Below are 20732 nucleotides of genomic sequence, written 5' to 3'. Positions count from 1 at the left end.
CCTCGAGGCTGATCGAGCCGCCGTAAATCTGGGCGACGTCGCGGACGATGGCGAGGCCGAGGCCGGTTCCGGGCTTGCCGGTGTCGAGCCGGGCGCCGCGGTCGAAAATGTCCTGCCTCTCCTCCTCGGGGATTCCGGGGCCGTCGTCCTCGACCTCGATCTCGACGCATTCGGGCGTGGTCTTGGCGGTGACGAAGACCCGGCCGCCGCCATATTTGGCGGCATTCTCGATCAGGTTGCCGAGCATCTCGTCCAGGTCCTGGCGCTCGACGCGGACCGCCGCCTTGCGGTCGCCTGCCAAGTCGATGGTGACATTGTCGTAGAGGCGCGAGACCGCCCGCTCGACCGCCTCGAGCGAAGGCCGGACCGGGGCGCGCGCCTGGGCGGAGGAGCGGCGGCCGATGGCGCGGGCGCGGGCCAGGTGATGATCGACCTGGCGGCGCATCGTCGTCGCCTCGCGGATCACGGTCGGCCCGAGATCCTCGGCCTTGGCGGTGGCGGCATTGGTGATGACGGTGAGCGGCGTCTTCAGCGCATGGGCGAGGTTGCCGGCATGGCGCCGCGCCTCCTCGGCCTGCACCTCATTATGCTCGAGCAGCTGGTTCAGCTCCTCGACCATCGGCGCGATCTCGCGCGGCAGCCGTTCATCCACCCGCGCCTTATTGCCGGAGCGGATCGCCGCGATCTCGCGCCGCACCTTGCGCAGGGGCCAGAGGCCGTAGACCGCCTGCAGCGCGGCGAGCACGATCAGGCCGAGGCCGAGGATGCCAAAGGAGCGGACCATGGTCCGGCGCAGCACGCCGATCTGCTCGTCGAGCGAATCCCGGCTCTGCGCGACCTGGAAGCGCCAGCGCGTCTGCGAGGCGGGGAGGCGGACGTCGCGCTCGACGATGCGCAGGGTTTCGTCGGGAAATTCGGTGCTGTCATAGGTGTGGATGTTGTTGTCGGTATGGGCAGAGCCGACGCGCAGCTGCCGGTCCCAGAGCGAGCGCGAGGGGAAAGGCTCGGCGCCGGCGCCGGAAACCTGGTAGTAGAGGCCGGAATAGGGCTCGAGGAAGCGCTGGTCGGCGACGGCGTTGCGGGTGAAGAAGACCTCGCCGTCCGGCCCGATCTCGGCCGAGGAGATCATGCCCGTAAGCACATTCTCGAGCTGGGCGTCGAAATTGGTGGTGATCGCCGAGACCAGGAAGCGGTCGAGCGTGTAGCCGCCGAGGCCGAGCAGCAGCACGATCCAGAGCGCGGAGACGCCGATCATGCGCCGGGTCAGCGACCCGGTGTTGCGCTTTCCCGCGCGCCGCCGCCGGAAGCGGGGCCAATTGAGCGTCGGCAGCTTCATCGTTTCACGTCACCCGGGAAAGTGACGGCTCTGTCATGAACCTCGGCTGAGGGTCTAATGCTTCGGCTCTTCGAGGCTGTAGCCGAGGCCGCGGATGGTGGTGATGACGTCGGGGCCCAGCTTCTTGCGGATGCGGGTGACGAAGACTTCGATCGTGTTCGAATCCCGGTCGAAATCCTGGTCGTAAATATGCTCGATCAATTCGGTGCGGCTGACCACCTTGCCCTTGTGGTGCATCAGATAGGAGAGAAGCTTGTATTCCTGCGCGGTCAGCTTCACCGGCTCGCCGTCCAGCGTCACCTTGCCCGAGCGGGTGTCGAGCCGGACGTCGCCGGCGATCAGCTCGGACGAGGCATTGCCGGAGGCGCGGCGGATCAAAGCGCGGAGGCGGGCGATCAGCTCCTCGGTCTGGAAGGGCTTGGCGAGATAATCGTCGGCGCCCGCATCGAGGCCGGCGACCTTGTCGGACCAGCTGTCGCGCGCGGTGAGCACGAGCACGGGGACCTTGATCCCCTCCTTGCGCCAGCGGTCGAGCACGGTGAGGCCGTCCACCTCGGGCAGGCCGAGATCGAGGATGATCGCGTCATAGGTCTCGGTCGAGCCCAGATAATGGCCGTCCTCGCCGTCGGTCGCGAGGTCGATGGCATAGCCCGCGCCTTCCAGGGTGGCGCGCAGCTGGCGGCCCAGATTGGGTTCGTCCTCGACGATCAGGACCCGCATCTTGCTCTTCCTTCCTCAGTCACGCGCGCGGCAAAGGCGCGGATATTGCGACAATTATGAACGGAAATAGCAGCGCGCGGGGGGCCGCGCCAGAGTCCCCTAGCGTCCCGTCCGCGCGATGATGCGGCCGGTGCGGGCGTCGACGTCGATCCAGATCACGTCCGCGCCGCGCATATATTTGAGGCGGTAGACCATCCCGCCGATGATCTCGACGCCGATGAACTGCGCATTGGGCACGGTGATGCTGACGCGTCGGCGGATCTCGGTGAAGGGCAGGGTCTGGCCCTGCTGCGCCGCCCGATAGGCGCCATTCTGCTCATCGCGCTGCAGGCCCCGCTGCCCGGAGGCATGGGCCGGAGCGACGGCGAGGCCGGCGGCGGCAAGCAGAAGCAGAAGACGCATACACTCAAAACTCGGCTAAATTCGGAGACTTGGCAAGCCTGATAGGCCCAAGCCATTGAATAGCCCATGAATGCATTCGTAGGGTTAGCTTAACCTCCGTTCGGCCCGCCGAGGGCGGCAGCGACGAGGGAATGGATCATCCAGGCGCGCACCGCCGCCGCCTCGTCGTCGCCGATCGCGAGCACATCCTTGAAAACAAGCATGGATTCGGTGCCGATCACCAGGGCCAGCGCGCGCGCCAGGCGGGTGAAGTCGGTCGGCGGCAGCGCGTCGCGCACGGGCAGGAGCGCCTGCTCGATCAGGGGCGTGCGCCGGTTCTGGCGGGCGGGAAGCGCGTTCCCCGCCATGTTCTGCTGCAGGCTGTGCACCAGCATGGCGCGAAGGGCCGCCTCATTCTCCGCGATCATGGCGGCGACCGCGGCGTCGGCACGGAGCAGGCGCGCGGCCACGTCGGCGGAGCCGTCGCCGGCGAAGAAGCTCTCGTCCGGCATGGCCACGTCCAGCGCCGCCTCGACCAGAAGCGCCTCGACGCCCGAAAAATAGCGATAGGCGGTGGCGCGGGAGACCAGGGCCTCCTCGGCGACGTCCTCGAGCGTGGGATTGCGTCCCGCCTTCATCAGCCGCGAGGCGGCGCGCAGCAGATCCTTGCGGGTGCGGCTCTTCTGGTTGGGCCGGCCGGCTTTCTCTGCATCGGCCATCAGAGCGGCGCCAGCTGCTGCTGGATCGCGCCGAGGTCCAGCCAGACATTCTCGCGGGAGATGTCGCCCGCATCGCTGAACTCGATGACGTGGAGGAGGCGGAATTCCAGCGGCCGGCCATGGCCCTCGATCCCGAAGGGCCGGCCGACCGCGCGGCCGCGCCAAACACTGTCATCGACCATGAAATTCTCGCCATAGAGCCGCCGCGTCGAGCGCACCTCGCCGTCGGCGAGATCGGCGAACAGGGTTTCGTAGAAATGGCGGACATCGGCATGGCTCCTCGCCGGTCCGGGCGGCCAGCCGACAATGTCATGCTCGACATCCGGGGTCAGCGTGGCGAGCACGCCCTCGACATCGTCGGCCGCCTCAAAGCCGAAATGCTCGTCCAGCTTCGCGTCCATCTGCGCGCGGGTCAGCGCCATCGTTCCACTCCTTGCGAATCGGTCGACGGCTGTAATAATGAGACTCGTGTCTCACGTCAAGAAATCAGTCTCTACGGCGTACGCTTTGCGGGAAGCAGCCTGGGATTGCGAAGCAGGGCGGCCGAGAAGAGCGCCATGACCAAGGCCACCGGCGCCAGCTCCTGGGCGGTCGCGAAGGCCCGGTTCAACGGATTGCTGTACCAGGCCCGCAGCTCCGCCATCTCCGGTCCCCGGAAGTAGGCGTCGATGAAGGCATAGTGCGTCGCGGCCAGGTAGGCCTCCCAGATCAGCACGTAGGCGAGGACGGCGACGAGGCCGATCGCCAGCCCCATGAGAAGCGCCGGCAGGAAGCGGATCACCCCGCCCTTCTCGACGTCACGGTAGCGCTTCACCCCCACGAACATGAAGGTCATCGCCACGACCATGACGAGATAGCCGAACCAGACGGTCTGGAACACGCCGCCCAGATGGAAGGCGATGCCCGAAACGATGACGGCGCCGATGACGCCCGCCGCCAGCAGGCCGTAAACGAGAGCGTATCGCATGCCCTGACTCCCCCTCTTGTGCGGTGGCATCAAAGCATGCGCCGCGCCGCCGCGCCATCGCCCGGAAGGGTGATTTCAGGGAATGATCGCCAGCCAGCGCGCTTTCTCGATCGCGGCGACGCGCTTCTGCACCTCCAGCTTCTCGAACACGCGCGCGAGGTGGGTCTTCACCGTATTGGGCGAGATGCCGAGGGTTCGGGCCAGCTCCTTGTTGGACTGGCCCGAGGCGAGCAGCTCAAGGATCTCGCATTCTCGGTCGGTCAGGCCCAGCGAGCGGATCGCGGCCTGGTTGCGCTCGAAGGTCGCGGCGCGCGGCTGCGGCGTCAGCTTGCGGCCCACCCAGATGCCGAGCGCGATGAAGCCGACCGCGAGGACGGCGATGTAGATTTCCGTCGAATCGATCCGCGTCACATGGCGAAAGCGCAGCCATTCGAGCGCGACCGCCGCGAGTGCCAGCGCGATCGCATAGGGAAGGACGAAGCGGAGCATCGCGGGAAGGCTAGCCGATCCTCCCCGGGACGGGGAGGGGGACCGCGACGCGAAGCGGCGTGGTGGAGGGGGCCCGACGCCCCTTCCCACTCAGGGCCCCCTCCACCATGCTGCGCATGGTCCCCCTCCCCGTGCCGGGGAGGATCAGGCCGCCGCGCTCTGCTCGATGGCCTCGCTCGCCTCCAGCCAGCGCGCCTCGGCGTCGGCCAGGGCCGCGACCACGTCGGCGTGGCGCTTCATCAGGTCGGTCATGGTGAGCGCGGCGTCCCCGGGCGCGGCCGCCGCGGGATCGAACATGGCACGCTCAAGCTCGGTCTTGCGCGCCTCGAGTTTCGCGATGTCCTTCTCAGCCGCCTGCGCCGCCTGCCGAAGGGCGCGGTTCTGCTCGCGGGCCTCGGCGGCTGCGCGGCGCCCGTCCCGGCGATTGCCCCTGGGCGCCTCTTTGGGCGCCGCCGCGTCGCCTTTCAGGACCAGCTCGGTATAATCGTCGAGGCTCCCGGCGAATTCGGTGGCGGTGCCGCCGTCGATCAGGATCAGCCGGTCCGCGGTCAGCTCCAGCATGTGGCGGTCGTGGCTGACCACCACCACCGCGCCCGTATAGTCGTTCAGCGCCTGGACCAAAGCCTCGCGCGCGTCGACGTCGAGATGGTTGGTCGGCTCGTCGAGGATCAGCATGTGCGGCGCGTCGCGGGTGATGAGCGCGAGCGCCAGCCGCGCCCGCTCGCCGCCCGACATCCTGCCGACCTGCATCGTCGCCTTGTCGGCGGAGAAGCCGAAGCGGCCGAGCTGCGCGCGCACCGCGGCCGGCTTCGCGTCCGGCATCAGCCGGCTCATATGCTCGAGCGGCGTTCCCTCATGGTCCAGCTCCTCGACCTGATATTGGGTGAAATAGCCGACGCGCAGCCGCCCCGACGCGGTCATCCCCCCCTCCATCGGCGGCAATTGGGCGGCGAGCAGGCGGGCGAGCGTGGTCTTGCCGTTGCCGTTGCGCCCGAGCAGGGCGATGCGGTCGTCCGGGTCGAGGCGCAGGTTGAGCCGGGAGAGGACGGGCCTGCCCGGCTCGTAGCCGACCGCCGCCATATCGAGCGTGACCAAAGGCGGCTTCAGCTCGGCGGGGCTCGGGAAATCGAAGCTGAGGCTGGGATCGCTGACCGCCTCGGCGACCGGCTGGAGCCTGGCCAGCGCCTTGACCCGGCTCTGTGCCTGCTTCGCCTTCGAGGCCTTGGCCCGCCAGCGGTCGGCGAAGGCCTGCAATTTCTCGCGCTCGGCCAGCTGTTTCGCCCGCAGCGCGCTCTGCTGCGCCTGGCGCTCCGCCTTCTGCCGCTCGAACGCGTCATAGCCGCCGACATAGAGCGTGGTCTTGCCGTCCTGCAGGTGGAGAATGTGGTTGACGACATTGTTGAGCAGGTCGCGCTCGTGGCTGACGATCAGCATGGTCGCCCGGTAGGAGCGCAGGAAATCCTCCAGCCAGAGCGTCGCCTCGAGATCGAGATGGTTGGAGGGCTCGTCGAGCAGCAGCAGGTCGGGCGAGGAGAAGAGCAAGGCGGCGAGCGCCACCCGCATCCGCCAGCCGCCCGAGAAGCTGTCGAGCGGCCGCTGCTGCGCCGCCTCGTCGAAGCCGAGGCCGACGAGGATGCGGGCGGCGCGCGCCGGGGCGGCATGGGCGCCGATCGCGTTGAGGCGCTCGTGGATCTCGCCCAGCCGATGATGGTCCTCGCTGGACTCGGCCTCGTGCAGCAGGGCCGCGCGCTCGGTGTCGGCGGCGAGCACGGTCTCGAACGGCGTCGCCTCGCCCGCCGGCGCTTCCTGCGCGATATAGCCGATGCGGGCGGCGCGCGGCAGCTCGATGCCGCCTTCGTCCGCCTCCAGCTGGCCGGCAACGAGGCGCATCAGGGTGGACTTGCCGGCGCCGTTGCGCCCGACCAGCCCGACGCGGCTGCCGGGCGGCAGCGCCGCGCTCGCGCGGTCGAGGATCGGGCGCCCGCCCAGGCGGACGGTAATGGCGTTGAGCGACAGCATGAGCGGCTCCCTACAGGGGCGCGCTCGGGCTGTCAGGAGGGCTTGTGGTCCTTACCTGCTCGGCTCGTCGGCCGGCTTGTCCGGCGTGGTGCCCTCGGGCGCCTCGTCCGGCTCCGGCTCCGCGGCAGGCTTCTGTCCGTCGGGCGTGTTGGTGGCGGTCCGCTCCGGCTCGTCGGCGGGCGGCTTGCCCTGGTCGGCGCCGGCGGCCGGCGGCGTCGTGGCGGTTCCGCCCTGGGCGAAAAGCGGGGTGGCGAGGAGAGTGGCGGCGAGCAGGCCGGCGAGGATTTTCATGGGAGACTCCAGACATAGCCGGGGCGTGCGACATCGCCCCCCGGCGCGGCTCGTCTTACGCCCGCCCGCGGGACCGCTCAATCGGCGACACCGCGCCCCGGCAACGGCCGGGCGCACTGGCAAAGGCATCCGCCGCTTCCTAGCTAGAGGTCATGGTCTTCGATCTGCGCGGCGCGATGCTGAAGAAGCAGGAGGTTGAATCGGCGCGGCTCGCCGAGTTCGACTGGCGCTGGCGCGCGCGCACGATGCGGCTGCTCGCGGCGCGGCTCGATCCTGCGCTCTCGCCGGACGAGATGGCGGCGGACACCGCCCGCCGCGACGACGAGGCGATCCTCGCCGATCTCGCCGCGCGCTATCGGGAAGCGGATGTGCAGAAGCATTACGACCAATGCCGCGCCGAGGCCCGCCGCGCCCTGATCGAGGAGCTCGGCGACCCGACGCCCCATCGTCTGGCGTGACGCGGCGCGCTTCTCCCTCTATCGGCCTCCGCCATGTCCGCGCCCGTCCTTGCCTATGAGAATCTCGGCCTCGTCCAGGGGGCCGGCTGGCTGTTCCGCGGGCTCGACCTGTTCATCGGGGAGCGCGACCGGCTGGCGCTGATCGGGCGGAACGGGGCCGGCAAGACCACCCTGCTCAAATGTCTCGCCGACCTGATCGAGACGGACGAGGGGCGGCGGACCATCCAGCCGGGAACGAAGGTCGTGCTGCTTGAGCAGGATCCGCCGATCGCGGATTACGCCACGCTGCGCGACTTCGCCCTCGCCGCGCCGGACGCGCCGGCCGCGCACGAGGTGGAGGCGGTGGCCAGCCAGATCGGGCTCGACCTCGACCGGCCGGCAAGCACCGCCTCGGGCGGCGAGCGCCGCCGCGCCGCCATCGCCCGCGCCATCGCCCAGCAGCCGGACGTCCTGCTGCTCGACGAGCCGACCAACCATCTCGACCTCGCCGGCATCGAATGGCTGGAGGACTGGCTCGGGCGTTACACCGGCGCCTTCATCGCGATCAGCCACGACCGCACCTTTCTGACCCGGCTGACCCGCTCCACCTTCTGGCTGGACCGCGGAAAATTGCGGCGCCACGAGGTCGGCTATGGCGGCTTCGAGGCCTGGACCGAGCAGGTCTATGCCGAGGAGGCGCGCAACGCCGAGCGGCTCGACGCCAAATTGAAGCTGGAACTGCACTGGCTGCAGCGCGGCGTCACCGCGCGGCGGCGGCGCAACCAGGGCCGGCTTGCCAAATTGCAGGAAATGCGCGCCGTGCGCGCCGCCATGCTCGGCCCGGCGGGCACGGCGAAGCTCGCGCTCGAGAATGACGAGGTGAAGACGAAGATGGTGATCGAGGCCGACAAGGTCACGAAAAGCTATGGCGCGCGCACCATCATCAGGGACTTCTCGCTCCGCATCCAGCGCGGCGACCGGATCGGCGTGGTCGGCGCCAACGGCACGGGCAAAACCACCCTGCTGCGGCTGCTGACCGGCGAGATCGCGCCGGACGAGGGGGCCGTCACGCGGGCGAAAACGCTGTCGGGCGTGATGATCGACCAGCAGCGCCGGCTGCTCGACCCCGACAAGCGCGTCCGCGACGTGCTCGCCGACGGCGGCGACTGGATCGAGGTGCGCGGGCACAAGAAGCATATCCAGGGCTATCTGAAGGAATTCCTGTTCGAGCCGACCCTGGTCGATGCGAAGATCGGCAGCCTCTCCGGCGGCGAGCGCTCGCGGCTGCTGCTCGCGCGGGAGTTCGCCCGGCGGTCCAACCTGCTGGTGCTGGACGAACCGACCAACGATCTCGACATGGAAACGCTCGACCTGCTGCAGGAGGTGATCGCGGACTATGAGGGTACGGTGCTCATCGTGAGCCACGACCGCGACTTCCTCGACCGCACGGTGACGATCACCCTTGGCCTCGACGGCTCGGGCAGGGTCGACATCGTCGCCGGCGGCTATGAGGACTGGCAGCGGAAGCGCGCCCAACGTGCTCCGGCGAAGGCCGGAGCGTTGCGAGCAAATTCCACAGCGCTCCGGCCTTCGCCGGAGCACAAAGGTGGGGAACGGAAGAAGCTCTCCTACAAGGACCAGCGCGATTACGACCTGCTACCGGCCCGGATCGAGGAGCTGGACGCGGCGATCGCCCGCGACGAGGCCCTGCTCTCCGACCACGACCTCTATCTCCGCGATCCGAAGACCTTCGAGGCGCTGACCGAGGCGATCGCCGCCGCCCGCGCCGAACGCGACGCCGCCGAGCATCGCTGGCTGGAGCTGGCCGAGCAGGCGGAGGCGCTGGCATCCTAGCGCTATCGTGCTCCGGCGAAGGCCGGAGCGTTGGGCGCTTCCGTGACCGATCTCGCAACGCTCCGGCCTTCGCCGGCACACGAGCGTCGCTATGTCGAGGCTGACTTGACCTCTTTCCGCGCCGGGCGCAGCACGTCCCATTCTCTGGAGTGCCTGCCTCAATGAAGAAGCTCGTTCTCAGCGCGGCGGTCGCCGCATCCTTCCTCGCGCCGCTCGCCGCTCCTGCCCTCGCGCAGCGTGCCGGTGACGCGCCCGCCGTCGCCCCGCTCAACTACCAGACGCGAACGCTCCCCAATGGCCTGCGCGTCTATTCCATCCGCAACACGGACACCTCCAACGTCTCGGTGCAGGTCTGGTACGACGTCGGCTCGAAGGACGATCCGCGCGGCCGCTCGGGCTTCGCGCATCTGTTCGAGCATATGATGTTCAAGTCGACGCGGAACCTGGTGCCCGAGCAGTTCGACCGGCTGACCGAGGATGTCGGCGGCTTCAACAACGCCTCCACCAATGACGACTACACCAATTATTACGAGGTCGTGCCGGCCAACCATCTGCAGCGGCTGCTCTGGGCGGAATCGGAGCGGATGGGCTCGCTGGTCGTCGAACCGAGCTTCTTCAACTCCGAGCGCGACGTGGTGAAGGAGGAATTGAGGAGCCGGGTGCTCGCCCAGCCTTACGGCCGGCTCTTCTACCTCTATCTGCCGATGATCTCCTACGACGTGCATCCTTATGCGCGGCCGGGCATCGGCAGCATCGAGGATCTGGACGCGGCGACGATCGAGGACGTCCGCGCCTTCCACGCCACTTATTACCGCCCGGACAATGCGGTTTTGTTCGTCGCCGGCAATTTCGACCAGGCCCAGCTCGACCGCTGGGTCGACCAGTATTTCGGCCCGATCCGGCGCCCGACCACGCCGATCCCGCGCGTCACCGCGGTCGAGCCGCCGCGCACCAGCCCGCGCCATTATACCGTCTACGAGGCGAACACGCCGCTGCCCGCGGTGCTGATCACCTATCCCGCGCCCTCGGTCACCGACCGCGACGCGGCGGCGATGGAGGTGCTGGACGGCATCCTCTCCACCGGCGAGAGCTCGCGCCTGCACCAGAGCCTGGTCTACCGCCAGCAGCTCGCCGCCCAGGCCAGCTCCTTCGTCGACATCAAGCAGGGGCCGGGCCACCTCGCCGTCTATGCCATCCTTTCGCAGGGCAAGAGCGCCGCGGACGGTGAGGCCGCGCTCCGGCGCGAGATCGCCCGCTTCCGCGACGAGCCGGTCGGCGCGGCCGAGCTGGCCGAGGCGAAGAACGAATTGCTGACCGCCGCCCTGCGCGGCCGCGAGACCGCCGAGGGCCAGGCCGACGCCCTGGCCGAGGCGGTGATCGTCGACGGCGACGCCCGCGCCGCGGACCGCCGCCTCGCCGAGATCGCCGCGGTCACGCCCGCGGACATCCAGCGCGTCGCCCGCCGCTGGCTGCGTGACGAGGCGAGCGGCGCGGTGCGCTATCTGCCCGAGGAGGCGCGGAACGGCGCCCGCAGCGACACGATCGCGACCGCGGCCACGGTCGCCGCAGCGCCGCTCGTGGCGCCGGCGAATATCGCCGTCGTCCGGCCCGCGCCCGAGGCCGACCGGGTCGCGCCGCCGCCGCCCGGCCCGGAGACGCTGACGCCGGTGCCGAGGCCCGACGTGCAGCGGCTCGCCAACGGCCTCACCGTGATCACCGTGCGGAACGGCCGGCTGCCGCTCGTCACCGTCGCTCTGGTCTCGACCCGGGGCAGTGCCGCCGATCCGGACAATCGGGCCGGCACGGCCGGGCTCACCGCCGCGGTGATGACCGAGGGCACGCGCACGCGCAGCGCCGAGCAGATCGACCGCGCCGTCGAGGCGCTCGGCGCCTCCCTCTCCAGCGGCGCCGGCTGGGACAGCAGCCAGCTCGGCATCACCGTCAGGACTCCTCAGCTCGACGAGGCGCTCGGCATCATCGCCGACGTCGCCCGCAACCCCGCGCTCGCCCAGGCGGAGATCGACCGGCAGCGGACCACGGCGATCGACGCGGTCTCCGTCTCGATGCGCGATCCGGGGGAGGTCGCCGGCCTTGCCGCGATGCGCGCGCTCTACGGCGACACGCCCTACGGCCACCCCGCGAGCGGCACTGCCGCCTCGCTCCGCGCGATCACCCGGGCCGACGTCCAGGCCACCTGGCGCGAGACCTGGCAGCCGCGGCGCGCGACCCTGATCCTGTCCGGCGACATCACCCCTGCGCAGGCCCGCGCGCTCGCGCAGCGCCACTTCGGCAGCTGGCGCTCGCCGCGGGCCCGGCCGGGCACGCGCTGGCAGGTCGTGAGTCCGCTCCCGCGCGACCAGGTCATCGTCATCGACATGCCGGGCGCCGGCCAGGCGGCGGTCGCCGTCACGCGCAATGCGATCAGCCGGAGCGACCCGAATTTCTACCGGGCCCTCGTCGCCAATGCAGTGCTCGGCGGCGGCTATAGCGCGCGGCTGAACCAGGAGATCCGGATCCGCCGCGGCCTTTCCTACGGCGCCGGCAGCGGCATCGAGGCGCGGCGCTATCCGGGCCCCTTCTCGGCCAATGTCCAGACCCGCAACGACGCCGCCGCCGAGGTGCTCGGCCTCGTGCTCGGCGAGATGCGGCGGCTCGGCGCGGAGCCGATCTCGGTGGCGGAGCTGACCGCGCGGCGCGCCTCGCTGACCGGCGATTTCGGCCGCGACATGGAGACGACCGCGGGCACGGCCGGGGTGATCGCGTCCTATGTGACGCGCGGGATCAGTCCCGACGAGATCGGCCGCTATCTGCCGAGCGTGCTGGCGGTGACGCCCGCCCAGGCGCAGGCGGCCGCGGCGCAGGTGCTGTCGCCGGAGGGCGCGACCGTGGTGATTGTCGGCGAGGCGTCGCAATTCATGGGACGGCTGCGGCGGGAGCATCCGAACGTGGTGGTGATCCCGCTTGCGGAGCTGAACCTGGACCGGCCGGGGCTGCGCTAGCCCCGCCGCGCCCGGGCCAGGCGGGCGCGGATCGCGGCGTCGCTCGGGGCGCCGCGGGCGGCTCGCTCCATCAGCGCCAGGCCCTCGGCGCGGCGGCCGGCCTTGAACAGGAGCCAGCCCAGCGTGTCCGCGGTCGCCGGATTGTCGCGGTCGAGCGTCCAGGCGCGGCGCGCGAGCGGCACGGCGCTGGCGAGGTCGCCGCTCTCCGAATAGGCCCAGGCGAGATTGTTGAGCACGGTCGCGTCATTGTCGCCGAGCCGCGTGCGCAGCTGCTCGTATATGCCGATCGCCTCGTCCCAGTCCTGGTCCTGCATGGCCGCGCTCGCGACCAGGATCAGCCCGGGCACGCTCGACGGATTCTGCTGGATGAAGAGGCTGAGCACGTCGGCCGCCTCCTCCGCCTGGTTGGAGCGCTGCAGCGCGCCGATCAGCCGCAGGGCCACCGCCTCGCTGAACTGGAGATTCGCGGCGCGGCGATACTGGGCGGAGGCGCCGGCGAAGTCGCCGGTCGCGCCGAGCACGTCGCCGACCAGCATGTGCACTTCGGGCGTGCCGGGGCTCTGCTCCTGCATGCGCCGCGCCCGGGTCAGGGCCTCCTCGGTCTGGCCGCGGCCGAGCAGGGCCGAGGCATAGCGGAGCTGGGCGGGGCCATCGTCCGGATTCTGCTCGGCGGCCGCGCGGACGGCGGCGAACTCGCCCTCGCCGAGCGGGTCGAGCGCGGCGAGCGCGCCCGGCTGCGGCTGCGCGGCCCGGGCCAGATAGACGGCGGCCTGGTCCTGATTGCCGGTCCGGTTCAGCGCGCGGCCGATCAGCGACAGGCTGTAGGCGTCGGCGTCGGGCCGGTCCGCGATCGGGCGCAGGGTCGCAACCACCCCGGCGGCGTCGTTCATCCGCCACTGCGCGGCGGCGAGCAGCCGGCGGGCGCGGCGGTTGTTCGGCTGCTGCTGAAGCAATCCGGCGAGGCGCTGCGCCGCCTGCTCCTCATTACCGGTCTGGAAGTCGATCGCGCTGGCCAGCAGCATGCCGGCGGGCGTCTCGTCATAGACCCCGCCGGTGCGGGTCCAGAGCCTCTTGGCCAGCTCGAAATCCCGGGCGCGCGCGGCCAGCACCGCCTGCAGGTAGAAGGCCCGGCTATGGCCGCCGGTCAGGGTGATCACGCGCCTGGTGTCGGCGAGCATGTCGCGCATCCGGCCCATGTCGGCATAGGTGGCGGCGCGCTCCAGCAAGGCGTCGACATTGCCGGGATCGACCTCCAGTGCGCGCGTGAACCAGGGGATGGCGGCGGCGAGGCCGTACTGGCCGCGGCTGAGCTCGCCGCGCAGCGCCAGCGCCCCGGCGTTGCGCGGCCGGGCGGCGACCGCGCGGTCGATCGCCACGAGCGCGCCGGCCAGATCGCCGTTGAAGCGGCGGAAATTGGCGAGATCGGTCCAGACGTCGCTGTCGTTCGGCGCGGCGGCCAGCGCCCGATCGAAGGCGGTGCCGGCATTGGAGCGGTCGCCGAGCGCCATCCAGGCGCGGCCGGTGATCCGCTGCGCATAAGCGAAATGCAGGCGTCCGGCGCGGGCCGCCTCGCGCAGCGCGCCCGGCGCGTCGCCCTGCAGCAGCCGCGCCTCCGCGAGCAGGTGCGAGGTCTCCTCCACGCTCGCGCCGGCCTGGCGCGCGCGCATGATCTCGCCCTCCGCCGCCTGGCCGTCGCCGAGCGCGAGCTGGACGCGGGCCTGCATGATGCGGGCTGGCTTGTTGTTCGGCTCCTGCTGGAGCGCGTTCAGCAGCTCCACGCGCGCGGTGCGGATGTCGCCGCTCTCGAACGCGGCGGCGCCGCGCTCATAGGCCGTGCCCGATTGCCCGCCGCAGGCGGCGAGCGAGAGGGCCAGAGCCAGAAGAGCAGCGCGCTTCATCACGCCTGCAGCCCATATTGCTTGAGCAAATCGTAGAGCGTCGGCCGGCTGATCCCGAGCAATTTGGCGGCGCCCGAGATGTTGCCGTCGGTCTGGGCGAGTGCCTTGCGGATCACCTGCCGGTCGGCGGCCTCGCGCGCGGCCTTGAGGTTGACCGGCAGCGCGTCGGCCTCGGGCGCCGCGAGGTCCAGGTCCTCGGCGGTGACGAGCTTGCCGTCCGCCATGATGACCGCGCGCTTCAGGCGGTTCTCCAGCTCGCGGACATTGCCCGGCCAGGACCAATGCTCGATCGCCGCCAGCGCGCCGGGGGCGAAGCCCTTCACCTGCGGGTTCATCTCGCGGGCGAAGCGCTGCAGGAAATGCTTGGCGAGCAGGGCGGCGTCGCCATGCCGCTCGGCGAGTGACGGAATCCGCACCACGATCTCGGCGAGGCGATAATAGAGATCCTCGCGGAACGTGCCCTCCGCGATCATCCCCTCCAGATTCTGGTGCGTCGCGCAGACGATGCGGGTGTCGACCGGGATCGGCTTGCGCCCGCCGATCCGCTCGATCACCCTTTCCTGCAGGAAGCGCAGCAGCTTCACCTGCAGCGGCAGCGGGATATCGCCGACCTCGTCGAGGAACAGGGTGCCGCCATGGGCGAGCTCGATCTTGCCTTCGGTGGTCTTGATCGCGCCGGTGAACGCGCCCTTCTCATAGCCGAACAGCTCCGCCTCGAGCAGATTTTCGGGGATGGCCGCGCAGTTGATCGCGACGAAGCCGCCCATGCGCCGCCGGCTGGCCTTGTGAACGCCGCGGGCGAGCAATTCCTTGCCGGTGCCCGAGGCGCCGAGCAGCATCACCGAGACGTCCGTATTGGCGACCCGCTCGATCGTGCGCGCGACCCGCGCCATTTCCGGCGCGGCCGTCACCATCGTGCCGAGCACCGTGCGCTCGTCGCCGACCTTCTCCTCGAGGCGCTTGTTCTCGTCCTCCAGCTCGTGCAGCTGGAAGGCGCGGCGCACGATCAGGCCGAGCTGGTCGATGTCGACCGGCTTCTGGTAGAAATCATAGGCGCCCGAGGCGATCGCCCGGAGCGCGCTCTCCCGCGCACCATGGCCCGAGGCGACGATCACCTTGGTCTCGGGCTTCAAGGTCAGGATCGTCTCCAGCGCGGCGAAGCCCTCGGTGACGCCGTCCGGATCGGGCGGCAGGCCGAGATCGAGCGTCACCACGGCGGGCTCCGCCGAGCGCAGCAGGTCGATCGCCGCATTGCGGTCCGAGGCGACCAGCACCTCATAATCGTCATAGGCCCAGCGCAGCTGGCGCTGCAGCCCCTCGTCGTCCTCGACGATCAGCAGGCGGGGTTTGACGGCCTTGAAGTTGGCGGGGGCGTTCATGCGCGTTTCCGTTCGAGCAGAGGATGGGCCCGGCTCTCGGCGCCGGGCAGGAACAGGGTGAAGCGGGTGCCGTTGCCGAGGCGGCTCTCGACCTCGAGCCGGCCGCCCATGGCGGTGATCAGGCTCTTCGCCTCATGGGCGCCGACCCCGAAGCCCTGCTCCTTGGTCGAGGCGAAGGGCTGGAACAGGCGGGTGCGGATGAACTCCGCGGCCATGCCCGCGCCGCGGTCGATGACCTCGATGGCGACGTCGCCGCCGGATTCGTTGGCGCGGAGGACGACCGGGATGCCGGGGTCGGAAGCGTCGATTGCATTCTGGACGAGGTGCGAGAGCGCCTGCTCCAGCGCGGCCGGATCGGCCATGGCGAGGAGGCCCGCCTCGGCGAAGGCGCGGACCGGATGCTGGCGCTGCCTGGCGGCGGCGATGGCGTCGAGGATCGGCTGCACCTCGACCGCGCGCGGCGGATCGGCTTCCCGTGCCGCGCCGGGCGAGAGGCGGGCGAGCAGGTCGTTCATCTTGCGCACCGAGCTCTGCAGGGTGGCGATCATGTCGGCGCGGAATTCGGGATTGTCCGCGTGGCGCTCGGCATTGCGCGTGACCAGCGAGAGCTGGCTCACCAGGTTCTTGATGTCGTGGAGGATGAAGGCAAAGCGCCGGTTGAACTCGTCGAAGCGCTGGGCGTCGGCGAGGGCCTGCAGGCTGCGCGCCTCGGCGATGTAGGAGGCCGCCTGGATGCCGGCGGTCCGGAACAGGTCGAAATCCTCCCAGTCGAGCCGCCGGCGGAGCGCCGGATGCTCGAGGATGACGAGGCCGGCGAGGCGGCCCTCGTGCGACAGCGGGATGCCCGCCCAGGCGCTGTCCATCCGGGCGAGCCAGGCCGGGACTGCGACCGTCTCCCCGCCCTCGACCAGCTGCCCGTCGCGGATCGCGGCGAAATCGACGACATAGCCGCCCTGCTCGACCAGGCAGAGCAGGGCTTCCGCGCCGTCGCCCGCGCTCGCCGGCAGCGTGCCGCTCCAGTTCCAGTGGCCGGCGGGCGACAGCCGGCGATGCTCGTCGACGAGCAGCAGCAGGCCGCCCGGGGCGCCGCCGATATCGGCGAGCGCCTTCACCACGCGCTCCTCCAGCATCGCCCCGCCCTCGGTGCCGCGGCCCACCGTGTCGGTGAAGCGCAGCCATTCCTGGCGATAATCGTAGCGATGCTCGAACAGATGCTTGGCGAGCGTGACCCGGAGCCAGGCGCGCAGCTTGGCGGACGGCAGGATGAGCAGGGCCAGCAGGGTCATGCCGAGCACGACCGCCACCTGCCCGATCCGCGCCCAGTCCCCGCCGACGATCTCGATCGCCCGGGCGGCGAGCATCATCGTCACGATATAGCCGAGGATCGCGATCACCGAGATGGACTGGAAGGTGGCGACCCGCGAGATCTGGATACGCCAGACGACGTTCCTGAGGCCGAGCGCGAAGAGCGGCGCGATCAGGGCAAGCACCACGCCGCGCGCCGCGAACAATTCGTTCGCCGGCGCCCGCGAAAAATAGTCGACCGTGTAGAGATGCAGGTCGATCGCCCACATCACCGCCAGCGCCAGCATCGGGAAGCGCAGCGCCGAGCGGCTGTCCGGCGCGGCGAGGCCGTAAATATTGTGGACGAGAATCAGCGACCCCGCGGCGATGGTGAGGCCGATGATCTGGCTGGTCGTGGCCAGAGCCTCGAGCACGACGGGCGCGTGATCGAATTTCGGCATAACGCCGCCGATCACGATCTGCAGGCCGATCACCGCGGCGACCGCGGCGAACACGCCCTTCAGCGCCTTCTTGCCCTGATCGCCGCCGGCGCTCGCCATCAGGCCGTACATGAAGGCGAGGAAGGCGAGGTTGCGCCCGCTCTCGGCGAGCTGCGCCATCAACGTATAGGGGCCGACCAGGGCGAGGAAGATCGTCCAGACCGACATGGCTGCGAAGGCGGCGAGCAGGGGCCGGTTGCGCGGATCACCGTTCCAGCGGCGCAGCTGGAACACGGCGAGCGCGCCATAGAGCGCCGCCGCCACGACATGAGCCCAGAGGATGACGAAGGCGGTCATCGCGCGCCCGCCCCTTCCGGCCAGAGCACGACCCGCGCCGTCTGGAGGAGGATCAGCACGTCGAGGAAGGGCGAATAATTCTTGGCGTAATAGAGGTCGAATTCGAGCTTCTCGCGCGCATCCTCGATCGACGCGCCATAGGGATAGTTGATCTGCGCCCAGCCGGTGATCCCCGGCTTCACCACGTGCCGCTCGGCATAATAAGGCAGGCGCGCCTCGAGGTCGGCGACGAACTGGGGCCGCTCGGGGCGCGGGCCGACGAAGCTCATCTCGCCCTTCAGCACCGACCAGGCCTGGGGCAGCTCGTCGATCCTGGTCTTGCGGATGAAGCGGCCGACGCGGGTGACGCGCGGATCGTCCTTCTGCGCCCAGACCGCCTTGCCGCCGATCTCCGCATCCTCGCGCATCGAGCGCAATTTGATGACGTCGAACAGCTGGCCGTAGAGGCCGACGCGCCGCTGCCGGTAGAAGGCCGGACCCCGGCTCTCCAGCTTCACGATCGCGGCGGTGACGAGGATCACCGGCCCGAAGATCACGAGCAGCAGCGAGCTCACCAGGATGTCGAAGCCGCGCTTCGCCGCGCTCGACAGCCGCCGGCCGGCAGAGAAGCCGTCGGAGAAGATCAGCCAGGAGGGGTTGAGGCTGTCGAGATCGACGCGCCCCGTCTCGCGCTCCAGGAAGGAGGAGAAATCGTGGATCGAGACGCCGGTCGTCTTGATCCGGAGCAGATCGTTCAGCGGCAGCGCGTTGCGCCTCTCCTCGAGCGCCAGCACGACCTCGCTGGCGTTCAGCGCGAGCAGATGATCGGGCAGGCTCTGGATGTCGTCGCGGTTGACCGACTCCTTCACCGCCGAGGCGCCGTCGTTCATGCCGACGAAGCCGACCACCTGGAAGGCGGCGCCGCGCGAGGCGGCGAGCGCCTCGATCCGCGCCGCCCGGGCGCCGACGCCGAGCACGAGCACGCGCCGCTTCAGCCGCTCGCCGCCGAGCGTCTCCTTGAGCAGGATGCGCGCGACGACCAGAGCGAACAGGCCGAGCCACATCGCGTAGAACAGGCTGGACCGCCAGAAGCTGACCGGCGGGAACAGGAAGAAGATCAGGGAGAGCGCAAGGATGCCGAGCGCGACCGCGACCAGCAGCCGGGCGATGGCGAAGCGCAGCGACTGCAGCGCCGCGACCGAATAGACGCCGACCCCGACCATCGCGACCTGCAGCGTGGCGGCGAAGGCGAGCAGGTTCGGCAGCCGGTTGACGTCGGGATCGACCGAACCGCCCAATTGCCAGAGCCGGAGCGACCAGCCGGCCTCCGCCGCGCCGATCAGGAGGAGGAAGTCGATCGCCCCCAGGAGCAGCACCGCATAGGGCACATAATGTTTGAACAGCCGGATCACCCGCGCACGCCCCCACAGAGGGGCGACGCGAGGGGCGCCGTCAGGTCATGTGTAAGCTGCTCCGACACGGGGCGCAGTGTCGGATAAATTGACAAAGTTTCGGTAAAGACGGGGTGACCGCAGGCGCGGGCTACGTCCGCAACGGGTGGAAAGCGGACGTTGTCCGTGCTTAGCTCGGCTGGTGCCAATCATCTTTCTTCTCGCCTTGGCCCAGATGACGCCGCCTGCCGAGCCGTTAGCGGGCCAGCTTCGAGCGGCAATCTGGGACGATCTGACGCTCAACGGAATGATTGGAAACGGCAACGAGATCGCCGGACTGTGGATGAACTTCGGGCGTGCAGCCGAGGCGCCGCTGCTTCACATTCTTGACCTGGTCTGTCGAGGTAACGCAAGCAGTCAACGTTGCCGATTTGACCTGCTGCGTGACGGCGGGACCATCATGGTTGACGGTCGTCAGGTTCCGGATCGTATACGGTGCAGGGCAACGATCCGGCGATCCGCAGAGGACCAAACTGACTGGGATATTCCGCACCTGCCGCCCGGTCCACGCGGGGGCCATAGCCGCACGACACTACGGTGTAGGTAGGCAGCCGCTGGCTGACACACGCTCGCGTGAACGTCCGCATTGGGTCGGATGCTGCCGGTCCGCTATTGGTGGAAAGCGGTCGTTCCTGAAGTATGCTGCCTCGATGCCAGAAGCACCTCGCCCGCATTATGAGATAGAGCGTCTCGATGAGAGCCATGGTCACTGCGATTGCTGTGGCCGGACAAGCCGATCCGTTTGGGGCTTAGTCTACGCAGATGGAAGCGCATACGCCGCATACTGGATGCACTGGACAGAGGGACATCTGGCCGACACGGGAGCCAATCTCGACCTAGTTTTGGGGCGATGGGGGGATGGCACCGGCCCTGAAGATCGGGTCGCCATTTCCCTCGTTCACCAGCAGCAGCCGGATGGAAGCCCGTCGTTGATGGTCATCGATGCGAACGACCGGCCCGTATCAAGCGGCGGCCTCGCGTCTACGGGCCTGCGCCGGGACGAGGTCATCGGCACGCCGTTGGCACAGCAGGTGTTCTCCCTGACCGATGCAATATACGTGCAGGACGGCCGCTTCTTCTGACGCCTCGAACGTCCGCAATGGGTCGATAGCTGCCCGTCCGCTATGGGTGGAAAGCGGACGTCGCACCGTCACCGACGCCGAGACCCGACGATTCGCAGGATTGCGCTGGTCGCAAAGAGGATGAGCGGCATTCCAATAAAAACGACGATCCCGGCCGCGCTCGCGAAACTATCGCAGGGCGTCGGACCGTCGACGAAAGCGAACATGTCGCCCGAGCTGAGCGCAGGCAGTTCGTCGGGATAGCCGAGCAGCGGACATGCGCCTTTAAAGATTCTGTCAGCCTTGGGGACTGTCGACAGGATGACCACAGTAACCGCAAATGTGAGGATCGAGAGAGCCAGGACAATGTTGGCGCTCCTGATCCGCAAGACCTCCCCCCTGCCGAGCGCCGCCGCGAGCAACCAGTAGGCGGCAATGATCAGTGCGATGACGGGGTAGGCGCGCACGATCCCCTGTCGAAGGTTCGAGACGAGCCGAGCTTCAGTCTCCTGGTCAACATTATAGACCGTCGCCGCTGTGTAAGGGACCAACAGGAAATGCACACAGGCCAGCGCAGCTATCGGCACCAGCGTGATGCCCAACCCGAAAGCCGCGCCTTTGAAGCGTTGAAGCATAGGCATTGGCGCAAGCTAGCATCCGCTCGAATGACC

The 20732-nt window shown here is 69.4% G+C and carries 18 protein-coding genes; 4 read left to right on the top strand and 14 right to left on the bottom strand.

The window, feature by feature from the left end:
- From VEC11_RS14025 to VEC11_RS13985, 9 genes are all read right to left on the bottom strand, one after another.
- The coding region (locus tag VEC11_RS14025; protein WP_464132452.1) for a sensor histidine kinase at window positions 1-1336 on the bottom strand (1336 nt) is incomplete at its 3' end.
- A gap of 54 nt (window positions 1337-1390) precedes the next feature.
- Entirely contained in the window at window positions 1391-2056 is a 666-nt protein-coding gene (locus tag VEC11_RS14020; RefSeq protein WP_464132450.1) for a response regulator transcription factor, read from the bottom strand.
- Window positions 2057-2155: 99 nt separating this feature from the next.
- Window positions 2156-2458 carry a hypothetical protein gene (locus VEC11_RS14015; protein WP_464132448.1) on the bottom strand — a complete coding sequence of 101 codons (303 nt, stop codon included), beginning with the start codon at window positions 2456-2458 and terminating at the stop codon, window positions 2156-2158.
- An 89-nt stretch (window positions 2459-2547) separates the two neighbouring features.
- The gene (locus tag VEC11_RS14010; protein ID WP_464132446.1) at window positions 2548-3156 is read right to left on the bottom strand and encodes a TetR/AcrR family transcriptional regulator; all 609 of its coding nucleotides are present in this window, start codon (window positions 3154-3156) and stop codon (window positions 2548-2550) included.
- Window positions 3156-3578, bottom strand: coding sequence for an ester cyclase (locus tag VEC11_RS14005; RefSeq protein WP_464132444.1), 423 nt, complete (start codon window positions 3576-3578; stop codon window positions 3156-3158). Before VEC11_RS14005 ends, VEC11_RS14010 begins: the two co-directional genes overlap by 1 nt.
- Window positions 3579-3649: 71 nt before the next feature.
- A complete protein-coding gene (locus VEC11_RS14000) occupies window positions 3650-4123 on the bottom strand; it encodes a DUF4199 domain-containing protein (RefSeq protein ID WP_464132442.1) in 474 nt (157 codons plus the stop codon).
- A 75-nt stretch (window positions 4124-4198) separates the two neighbouring features.
- Window positions 4199-4612 carry a response regulator transcription factor gene (locus VEC11_RS13995; RefSeq protein WP_464132440.1) on the bottom strand — a complete coding sequence of 138 codons (414 nt, stop codon included), beginning with the start codon at window positions 4610-4612 and terminating at the stop codon, window positions 4199-4201.
- Between the two features lie 144 nt (window positions 4613-4756).
- On the bottom strand, window positions 4757-6631 hold the full coding sequence (locus VEC11_RS13990; RefSeq protein WP_464132438.1) for an ABC-F family ATP-binding cassette domain-containing protein: 1875 nt from the start codon (window positions 6629-6631) through the stop codon (window positions 4757-4759).
- Window positions 6632-6682: 51 nt separating this feature from the next.
- Window positions 6683-6922 (bottom strand): hypothetical protein, encoded by a 240-nt coding sequence (locus VEC11_RS13985; protein WP_464132436.1) that lies wholly within the window; start codon window positions 6920-6922, stop codon window positions 6683-6685.
- 152 nt (window positions 6923-7074) lie between these two features.
- Between VEC11_RS13985 and VEC11_RS13980 the strand changes: the two genes are divergently transcribed.
- The 3 genes from VEC11_RS13980 (at window position 7075) to VEC11_RS13970 (ending at window position 12212) form a co-directional block, all read left to right on the top strand.
- Window positions 7075-7380 (top strand): hypothetical protein, encoded by a 306-nt coding sequence (locus VEC11_RS13980; protein ID WP_464132434.1) that lies wholly within the window; start codon window positions 7075-7077, stop codon window positions 7378-7380.
- Window positions 7381-7413: 33 nt separating this feature from the next.
- On the top strand, window positions 7414-9213 hold the full coding sequence (locus tag VEC11_RS13975) for an ABC-F family ATP-binding cassette domain-containing protein (protein WP_464132431.1): 1800 nt from the start codon (window positions 7414-7416) through the stop codon (window positions 9211-9213).
- Window positions 9214-9374: 161 nt separating this feature from the next.
- Window positions 9375-12212, top strand: coding sequence for a M16 family metallopeptidase (locus tag VEC11_RS13970; RefSeq protein ID WP_464132429.1), 2838 nt, complete (start codon window positions 9375-9377; stop codon window positions 12210-12212).
- Here VEC11_RS13970 and VEC11_RS13965 read toward each other — a convergent pair.
- From VEC11_RS13965 to VEC11_RS13950, 4 genes are read right to left on the bottom strand one after another with little or no spacing between them, the layout of a single operon-like run.
- Window positions 12209-14110, bottom strand: coding sequence for a tetratricopeptide repeat protein (locus tag VEC11_RS13965; RefSeq protein WP_464132456.1), 1902 nt, complete (start codon window positions 14108-14110; stop codon window positions 12209-12211). The two genes, VEC11_RS13970 and VEC11_RS13965, sit on opposite strands and share 4 nt — an antisense overlap.
- Window positions 14110-15489, bottom strand: coding sequence for a PEP-CTERM-box response regulator transcription factor (gene prsR, locus VEC11_RS13960; RefSeq protein WP_464132427.1), 1380 nt, complete (start codon window positions 15487-15489; stop codon window positions 14110-14112). Before prsR ends, VEC11_RS13965 begins: the two co-directional genes overlap by 1 nt.
- Window positions 15486-17570: an XrtA/PEP-CTERM system histidine kinase PrsK gene (prsK, locus tag VEC11_RS13955; RefSeq protein WP_464132425.1), complete on the bottom strand. Its 2085-nt coding sequence runs from the start codon at window positions 17568-17570 to the stop codon at window positions 15486-15488. The genes prsR and prsK overlap by 4 nt, the downstream gene beginning before the upstream one ends.
- Window positions 17567-18961 (bottom strand): TIGR03013 family XrtA/PEP-CTERM system glycosyltransferase, encoded by a 1395-nt coding sequence (locus VEC11_RS13950; protein ID WP_464132423.1) that lies wholly within the window; start codon window positions 18959-18961, stop codon window positions 17567-17569. The genes prsK and VEC11_RS13950 overlap by 4 nt, the downstream gene beginning before the upstream one ends.
- Window positions 18962-19788: 827 nt before the next feature.
- Here VEC11_RS13950 and VEC11_RS13945 point away from each other — a divergent pair.
- A complete protein-coding gene (locus tag VEC11_RS13945) occupies window positions 19789-20082 on the top strand; it encodes a hypothetical protein (protein ID WP_464132420.1) in 294 nt (97 codons plus the stop codon).
- A gap of 68 nt (window positions 20083-20150) precedes the next feature.
- Here VEC11_RS13945 and VEC11_RS13940 read toward each other — a convergent pair whose 3' ends face one another.
- Entirely contained in the window at window positions 20151-20702 is a 552-nt protein-coding gene (locus tag VEC11_RS13940; protein WP_464132418.1) for a hypothetical protein, read from the bottom strand.
- Between the last annotated feature and the right edge of the window lie 30 nt (window positions 20703-20732).

This window comes from Allosphingosinicella sp. (genome assembly GCF_035626655.1).
Taxonomy (GTDB): Bacteria; Pseudomonadota; Alphaproteobacteria; order Sphingomonadales; family Sphingomonadaceae; genus Allosphingosinicella.
The sequence above is the reverse complement of the archived record's forward strand: the minus strand, read 5'-3'. Positions and strand labels throughout refer to the sequence as shown.

Bases quoted from the DNA above. Each gene is read 5' to 3' on its own strand.
- VEC11_RS14020 (WP_464132450.1), bottom strand. From the start codon at position 2,056: ATGCGGGTCCTGATCGTCGAGGACGAACCCAATCTGGGCCGCCAGCTG.
- VEC11_RS14015 (WP_464132448.1), bottom strand. From the start codon at position 2,458: ATGCGTCTTCTGCTTCTGCTTGCCGCCGCCGGCCTCGCCGTCGCTCCG.
- VEC11_RS14010 (WP_464132446.1), bottom strand. From the start codon at position 3,156: ATGGCCGATGCAGAGAAAGCCGGCCGGCCCAACCAGAAGAGCCGCACC.
- VEC11_RS14005 (WP_464132444.1), bottom strand. From the start codon at position 3,578: ATGGCGCTGACCCGCGCGCAGATGGACGCGAAGCTGGACGAGCATTTC.
- VEC11_RS14000 (WP_464132442.1), bottom strand. From the start codon at position 4,123: ATGCGATACGCTCTCGTTTACGGCCTGCTGGCGGCGGGCGTCATCGGC.
- VEC11_RS13995 (WP_464132440.1), bottom strand. From the start codon at position 4,612: ATGCTCCGCTTCGTCCTTCCCTATGCGATCGCGCTGGCACTCGCGGCG.
- VEC11_RS13990 (WP_464132438.1), bottom strand. From the start codon at position 6,631: ATGCTGTCGCTCAACGCCATTACCGTCCGCCTGGGCGGGCGCCCGATC.
- VEC11_RS13985 (WP_464132436.1), bottom strand. From the start codon at position 6,922: ATGAAAATCCTCGCCGGCCTGCTCGCCGCCACTCTCCTCGCCACCCCG.
- VEC11_RS13980 (WP_464132434.1), top strand. From the start codon at position 7,075: ATGGTCTTCGATCTGCGCGGCGCGATGCTGAAGAAGCAGGAGGTTGAA.
- VEC11_RS13975 (WP_464132431.1), top strand. From the start codon at position 7,414: ATGTCCGCGCCCGTCCTTGCCTATGAGAATCTCGGCCTCGTCCAGGGG.
- VEC11_RS13970 (WP_464132429.1), top strand. From the start codon at position 9,375: ATGAAGAAGCTCGTTCTCAGCGCGGCGGTCGCCGCATCCTTCCTCGCG.
- VEC11_RS13965 (WP_464132456.1), bottom strand. From the start codon at position 14,110: ATGAAGCGCGCTGCTCTTCTGGCTCTGGCCCTCTCGCTCGCCGCCTGC.
- prsR (WP_464132427.1), bottom strand. From the start codon at position 15,489: ATGAACGCCCCCGCCAACTTCAAGGCCGTCAAACCCCGCCTGCTGATC.
- prsK (WP_464132425.1), bottom strand. From the start codon at position 17,570: ATGACCGCCTTCGTCATCCTCTGGGCTCATGTCGTGGCGGCGGCGCTC.
- VEC11_RS13945 (WP_464132420.1), top strand. From the start codon at position 19,789: ATGCACTGGACAGAGGGACATCTGGCCGACACGGGAGCCAATCTCGAC.
- VEC11_RS13940 (WP_464132418.1), bottom strand. From the start codon at position 20,702: ATGCCTATGCTTCAACGCTTCAAAGGCGCGGCTTTCGGGTTGGGCATC.